We start from the raw sequence: 7,018 nt of genomic DNA on the forward strand, positions 1-7,018 counted from the left end.
CTTCTTTAGAAATCGATGCTTCAATTTCTTCTAGTTCTTGATTATCAGATTCCACTTTTTCAGCAGAATGTTGAAGGTCTTCTTTAATAGAAGATACTTCTGATACGAGGAGTTGTTGTTGCTCTTTAGTATCGAGTAGATTTTCGTCATAACGGTCGAGTCGTGATACGAGTGTTTTAATATTTTGATGAAGTTCTACGTTTTCCTGACGCATTTCTTCTAACTTATCGACGACGAGTCGTAGTGCTTTAAGCACCTCTTCATTCGACGCAACGTCATCTTTCTCTTCTTTGTTTTTTTCTATAATATCGTCTGCTTGTTTTAATACTTCATCTGCAGCGAGCTCTAGCGTATGTCCGGGTTCTTTAGAGATTTTGATCATCTCTTGTAATATAAGCACGTCATTTTGAGAAAATAGACGTCGTTGGTATTCGTCACGTGTTACTTCATATCCACGTTCTTCTAGCATACGGAAGTATTTACGTACGTTTTGATCAGACAATTCGACCATATCTGTCACTTGTGCCGTTGAATAATACACTGGTGTTTGCATTGTCGTCTCTCCTATCGTTATTTCTATCGTTATTTCATTATAACTGATAGCGTTATAACTTTCTAGAGAATCCAGTAAAAAAGCCTAGCGACTTAGTATCGCTAGGCGTTATTTTAGTTTATTTTTAGTACTTCGCGTACTTCTTTGTCTATGACGTTATATAAGTCTCTTTCGTCTGAAAGTTTTTTACCATAAGAAGGAATCATTTTTTTAAGTTCCACTTCCCACTTTTCAAACGAATCTTTAAATGAGTGTTTTAATACGTTAATCATCGCATCCGTTGATGTTGAAGCACCAGGTGATGCTCCGAGTAACGCTGCGACTGTTCCGTCTTCAGAAACAATTGTTTCTGTTCCGAACATTAACGTTCCTTTACCTTTGTCTGTATCTTTAATGACTTGAACACGTTGTCCTGCTACGATTGTATCCCAATCTTCTTTTTTCGCTGTTGGAACGAATTCTCTTAATTCTTCAATTCTATCGTCGTCTGATAGTAATAATTGACTAATTAAATATTTTGTTAACGGAATTTCTTTCGCTCCTGAAGCAAGCATTGTAAATACGTTATTAGGTTTTACAGAACCAATTAAATCAAAGTATGATCCTGTCTTTAAGAACTTAGGAGAAAATCCTGCGAACGGCCCGAATAGTAATGATTTCTTGCCATCTATATAACGCGTATCTAAGTGTGGTACTGACATTGGTGGCGCGCCAACTTTTGCTTTACCGTATACTTTTCCTTCATGTTGGTTAACGATCTTTTCATCTTGACAGACGAGGAAAAGTCCACTCACTGGGAAACCACCGATGTTTTTAGATTCTGGTAATTTTGTCTTTTGTAATAGTGGTAAGCTTCCGCCACCTGCACCGATAAATACGAAGTCCGCAATATGGAATTCTGATCTACCAGTCGTTAAATCTTTCACTTGAACTTCCCATTTACTGTCGTCAATTCTCTTTAAATCTACGACTTCATGTTTGTAATGTAATGAGACGCCTTGTTCTTCTAAATTATCGAATAATTGCTTCGTTAGTTCTCCAAAGTTAACGTCTGTACCTTTATCGATATACGTTGCAGCGATGTCATCGAATGATTCGCGCCCTTCCATCATAAGTGGCATCCACTGTTCTAACGTTTCTTTGTCACTGCTGAATTCCATACCCTCAAATAATGGGTGATCCTCTAACAGTTCTTGACGTTTCTTTAAAAATTCCACATTTTCTTTACCTTCTACATAGCTTAAGTGTGGTACTTTTTTAATGAACTTCTCTGGATCTTTTAACTGACCTGAATTAACTAAATGTGCCCAGTATTGTAATGACGTTTGCCATTTTTCATTGACGTTTACTGCTTTAGTAATATCGACGTTACCATTAGCATCTTCTGGTGTGTAGTTTAACTCACATAATGCTGAGTGACCTGTACCTGCGTTGTTCCATGGGCTTGAACTTTCTAGAGCAGGAGCCTCTAGCGTTTCAAACATTTTAATATTCCAGCTTGGTTCTAACTCTTTTATGAGCGCACCTAGTGTTGCACTCATAATGCCGCCCCCAATAAGGACTACATTTTTCTTCTCCTCATTTGCCATATTGAATCGATCTCCCTATTTGATATTCAATTATTATTATATATGTCTCAATATCGTTATAAAAGCCTAGAACTTATCTTTTTTACGCTAACCTAATTTCTTTTTAACATATTCAACAAATGTCTCTTCATTGCCTGTTTTCGTATGAACGAGAGCGATTTTTCCCATACCTTCAGGGAATTCTATAAATAGTCCGTGCTCATCTTTATAAACGTCTTTAATATTTTTATAATCAAATACTCTACGGTATGCTTCGCCGTTCATATTGACATTCATAATTAGACGTTCATTCGTTGTAATAAACGCACCTTCCCACTCTGCTTGTCCTTGTACATTATAGATCAACGTGCCCTCGACCGCTGGTCCAAATGATTCTGTTGGATATAGTTCTGATTCATTGATGTTGATTAATGACATAGCTCTCATCCTCTAATTTAATATTTCCCAACCGTTTTTATTCGCGATGATTTTAAGGTTCGCATCAGGTTTCACTACGACTGGATGCCCTACGAGTTTTAACATACTTAAATCAGTCGCACTATCACTATATGCATGACTTTCTTCCCAGTTGACCTTTTTATGTTTTAAATGACTACGAATTAAATCAATTTTTCTCGCACCAAACACGCGTACAAATGGTATTTTTGTCGACAAGATATCTTTCTTATTGTAGTTCACTTCTGAACCGATGATGTGACTAAACTCATCCTTAAACATCGCCTTTAACATCGGTTGAAATGCACCTGAAATTAAAATTGTATAGTAGTCGTTATCTCGTAACCAATGTAGCCTTTCAACAACCGAACGGTTTAATTGTTCTCTCATCGACTCTCCGACTTCACTAAAGAATGTCTCTACTTCCTCTTTAGATGCACCTTTGAATGCATAAATATATGATTCTAATGCTTTATTTTGAAACTGGAGTTCTGGAACGAGTTTTAACTTATGTCCAAAATACGTCGGTGCAAAACGACGAATAAAGTGTTTATAATACTTTTTATATTTTGGGTTGTCACGCATATGGTATCGAAGTGTTTGGAACGTTTCATATGGATAAAGTGTCCCGTCAAAATCAAATAGTGCGACTTTCATATAGATGTCTCCTTTATGAGTGTTAACAGTTCTAGTTTATCATATTAAAGGTACGTTATAACATATTTAACATGTTGACCAAGTATAGAAATTGTTAGAATATATTATTAAGTATAGGAGGGGAACCTATGGACAATAAAAAGTTATTTACATATGGCGTTTTGTTTACAATACTGATCGCTTCAATCAGTTATATACTTGCTCAGCTGCCGATACTATCGAGTATCGGAGCACTCGCAATTGCGATTATCATCTCCATGTTATACAGAAATACATTAGGTTACCCAGAACCATTATCCGGTGGCATTACGTTCGTATCTAAAAAGTTATTACGTGTCGCGATTATTTTATACGGATTAAAACTAAACTTATATACAATAGCGACTGATGGTCTATGGCTACTCATATGTGGTGTTTTCGTTATCTTGTTCAGTGTATTCCTATTAATGTTCATTAATAAGCTACTTAAAGGTAATGAAGACATTGCGTTACTACTTGGCTTTGGTACAGGAATATGTGGTGCTGCTGCGATCGGTGCAGTTTCTTCAATTATTAGAAGTGATGAAGAAGACACAGCGATTAGTATCGGTTTAATATCGCTCGTCGGAACGTTTTTTGCGCTCATTTATACGTTCTTATATCCAGTAATTACAATGACAGATACCGTGTACGGCATGTGGGCTGGAATCAGCTTACATGAAATCGCACAAGTCGTATTAGCTGGTGGCGTAAGTGACGATAGCCTCGCGTATTCATTACTTGCTAAACTTTCTCGTGTATTTTTACTCGTACCTGTGAGTTTTGCATTAATGTACATATGGTCAAAGAGAAATAACAGTACGAGCGGTAGACAAAAAGTTAATTTCCCATATTTTTTAATCGGTTTTTTATTACTCGCTGTCGTTAATACGTTTATAGAAATTCCGAGTAATGTATCGAGTATTGTCGACGAAATAGCGAAATTTTTTATGATTATGGCAATGGTTGGTCTCGGTTTAAACGTATCGTTTAAAACTCTTTTCAATAAAGCTAAAGCACCGATGGTATCTCTCTTAGTTACATCGAGTGTACTGTCTATCATTACATATTTTGTACTAATTTTGATTTAGAGCGTTTAACATACATCGGAATTGGATACATTGTATAATAGACAATTAGAAGGAGTGGACAATTATGTTTAGACATATTATTAACTGGTACGTCGCATCAAACATCTACCAGTCAGGTGTGAATAAAGTTAAAGCGAACGGTGAACTCGGGGAAGAGTTCGAGAAAAAATTCAACGTTAACTCTAGAGAAATGTTAATTGCTGGATACTTAGAAAGTGTCGGAGCAGTGTTAATGAGCTTATCATTAGTCAGTAAAACATTCGGACGCCTCGGTTCGTTAATGGCATCAATCGTTATGAGTGCTGCAGCAGTAAAGCACTATTTAGCTGGAGATAGCTTTGACGAGTCAAAATCATCACTTAAACTTGCATCACTTTCAATTTTAAGTTTCTTAGCATCATTAAGAAAATAATAACAAAGGCACGTTTCCTATCCGTTAGGAAGCGTGCCTTTTTATTTACTCTACGTATTTATTTGGAATAAACGCCATAACACGTGGTCACCAAAGTGATGCTAAAAGAATAGTTCGTTATTTTGCATGGTGAACTATGCATTTTGTGTATGGAATGCGTATAGTTTAAGTGAAGGAGTTGTTTAAAATAGATATTTTAGTTGGTACTGGCTTATTATTATTAATCCTAGTGTTTTTTAGTATTTTTACTTACTACGCTCCAGACGGTAGTGCAGTAATGAGTGCGTTGGCGACAGCTGCAATCGCTACTTTCCTCGTAGAAGCACTCCAAGGATTTGTTCTTGGCGATATTTTACATATTGAATTCTTAAAAGAAACAGGTCACTTAGCAGGTACGATGAGCGGTGTCATTGTTGGGTTCTTAGTCGCTTTGTCTAGAAAGATAAACGCACAAAACTCCGCGTTACTTGCCGTATCTTTTGTTGAAATCGGACTCATACCTGCACTATTTGCAGCTTACATTATTTCGTTTTTAATTCGTTTTATTGAAAAGAAAGTAACAAATGGACTCGATTTTATTGTTATTGTCATCTTCTGTATTCCAGTGGCACGCTTGCTTGGAGTATTATTCAGCCCAGTAGTAGATGGATCTCTACTCAGAATTGGTGCAATAATTGACGGCGCGATGTCTACAAGTCCACTCGTTATGGGACTTATTTTAGGTGGAATCATCACAGTTGTTGGTACATCTCCACTAAGCTCAATGGCTTTAACAGCAATGCTTGGTTTAACAGGTGTTCCAATGGCAGTAGCTGCTTTAACAGCATTTGGTTCAAGCTTTATGAATACAACAATCTTACACCGATTAAAAATCGGTAACTTAAAATCAGTGATTTCAATTGCGATTGAACCACTATCTAAAGCCGATCTTGTCTCAGCTAACCCGGTACCGATCTATGTGACTAATTTCATAGGTGGTGGGTTAGCCGGTATGGTGCTCGCCTACTCTGGACTCGTAAATGATGCTCCAGGAACAGCGGCACCAACTCCAGGACTACTCGTTATGTTTGGATTTAACCCAGCAATGGAAGTTGTTAAATACGCATTAATTACAGCTCTAATCTGTTTTGCAGTAGGACTTGTGATGTCATATGTATTTAGAAACTATCCAGTAAAAAACAGCGAAGTAATTGATGTGCTACCGAAAAGTTAAACTTTTTGAATTATACTAGTTTTAAGGCACGCTTCCTATTCGTTAGGAAGCGTTCCTTTTCATTTACTCTACGTATTTATTTGGAATAAACGCCATGCCAATTGCGCCATTACCACCATGTACTCCAAGTACTGATCCTAAGTAATAGACTCGGTATTTAATATCGGGGAACTTTTCTTTAAAGTTTTCAACAATTTTTAATGCGTCTTGTTCCACGTCACCGTGAACAACTACGACATCTAAATTCCCCTTAAAGCGTTCATACTTTTCAACTAATATTTCCACCCATTTTGCCATGACACGACGATCTGTACGTACTTTTTCATATAACTTAACGCCTTCATCGTTATCAAACTTCATAATTGGACGAATGCGTAATAACGAGCCGAGAACTGCCGATGCAGAACCGAGACGACCACCTTTTACAAGGTTGTGTAGATCTTTAACGAGTAAATATACTTCAGATTCACTTGCTACCCACTTTAAGTGTTCGACAATCTTGTCGATTCCAGCACCTGATTCATCAAGTTCCATCGCTTGTTCTATCATGCTACCAATGACGTATGATGTGTTTTCAGAGTTGATCGAATACACTTGGATCTTATCTTTATACTCTTCCATAATCATCTGCATCGTTTGGAATGTCCCACTAAGTTTTGCAGATAAAGAAATACCAATCACTGCATCATAGCCTTTTTCTACGATTTTATCTAAGACGTCAATAAATGCTTGTGGTGTCGGTTGAGACGACTTCGGTGGCGTCTTTTCTTTTTTAACCTTCTGTAAAACTCTTGGATTTCTGTTTCATCTTTAGAGTCTTCAACTACGTCTCCATTTTCATATGTAACGTGAAGACTCACTCGATAAATATCTGGATGATTTTCATAAGCTTGATCGAGATCTGCCGTACTATCGATAATATATGCTATCTTCATAATAATCTCCTTAATTTTAAATTCTTTTATGCACTTTAAAATAACTATTGCAAACGAAATTGTATATCAATTTACATTATACAGATTAATATCTCATGATTCTATTAATATATGT

7 protein-coding genes and 1 pseudogene are annotated in these 7,018 nt (G+C 36.6%); 3 read left to right on the forward strand and 5 right to left on the reverse strand.

All coding sequences use genetic code 11. The annotated features are described in order from the left end of the window. The 4 genes from TJ68_RS07920 to TJ68_RS07935 all read right to left on the reverse strand — a co-directional run. Positions 1–553: hypothetical protein (locus TJ68_RS07920; RefSeq protein ID WP_052327390.1), on the reverse strand; the 553-nt coding region annotated here is incomplete at its 3' end. Positions 554–666: 113 nt separating this feature from the next. Continuing rightward, the gene (gene mqo / locus TJ68_RS07925; RefSeq protein ID WP_040929611.1) at positions 667–2,142 is read right to left on the reverse strand and encodes a malate dehydrogenase (quinone); all 1,476 of its coding nucleotides are present in this window, start codon (positions 2,140–2,142) and stop codon (positions 667–669) included. Positions 2,143–2,229: 87 nt separating this feature from the next. Continuing rightward, complete coding sequence (locus TJ68_RS07930; protein ID WP_040929612.1) at positions 2,230–2,559, reverse strand: hypothetical protein; 330 nt, start codon at positions 2,557–2,559, stop codon at positions 2,230–2,232. Between the two features lie 12 nt (positions 2,560–2,571). Then, positions 2,572–3,234 (reverse strand): HAD family hydrolase, encoded by a 663-nt coding sequence (locus TJ68_RS07935; RefSeq protein WP_040929613.1) that lies wholly within the window; start codon positions 3,232–3,234, stop codon positions 2,572–2,574. A 128-nt stretch (positions 3,235–3,362) separates the two neighbouring features. On the opposite strand from TJ68_RS07935, the gene TJ68_RS07940 reads away from it, so the two are divergent. The 3 genes from TJ68_RS07940 (at position 3,363) to TJ68_RS07950 (ending at position 5,968) form a co-directional block, all read left to right on the forward strand. After that, positions 3,363–4,343: a YeiH family protein gene (locus TJ68_RS07940; protein ID WP_040929614.1), complete on the forward strand. Its 981-nt coding sequence runs from the start codon at positions 3,363–3,365 to the stop codon at positions 4,341–4,343. Between the two features lie 64 nt (positions 4,344–4,407). After that, on the forward strand, positions 4,408–4,755 hold the full coding sequence (locus TJ68_RS07945; protein ID WP_040929615.1) for a hypothetical protein: 348 nt from the start codon (positions 4,408–4,410) through the stop codon (positions 4,753–4,755). 187 nt (positions 4,756–4,942) lie between these two features. Next, entirely contained in the window at positions 4,943–5,968 is a 1,026-nt protein-coding gene (locus TJ68_RS07950; protein ID WP_040929619.1) for a PTS sugar transporter subunit IIC, read from the forward strand. A 63-nt stretch (positions 5,969–6,031) separates the two neighbouring features. Here TJ68_RS07950 and TJ68_RS07955 read toward each other — a convergent pair. Next, a pseudogene (locus tag TJ68_RS07955) lies at positions 6,032–6,903 on the reverse strand (DegV family protein). Positions 6,904–7,018: the final 115 nt, after the last annotated feature.

It is taken from the genome of Nosocomiicoccus massiliensis (genome assembly GCF_000438455.1).
In the GTDB taxonomy this organism is placed as follows: domain Bacteria; phylum Bacillota; class Bacilli; order Staphylococcales; family Salinicoccaceae; genus Nosocomiicoccus; species Nosocomiicoccus massiliensis.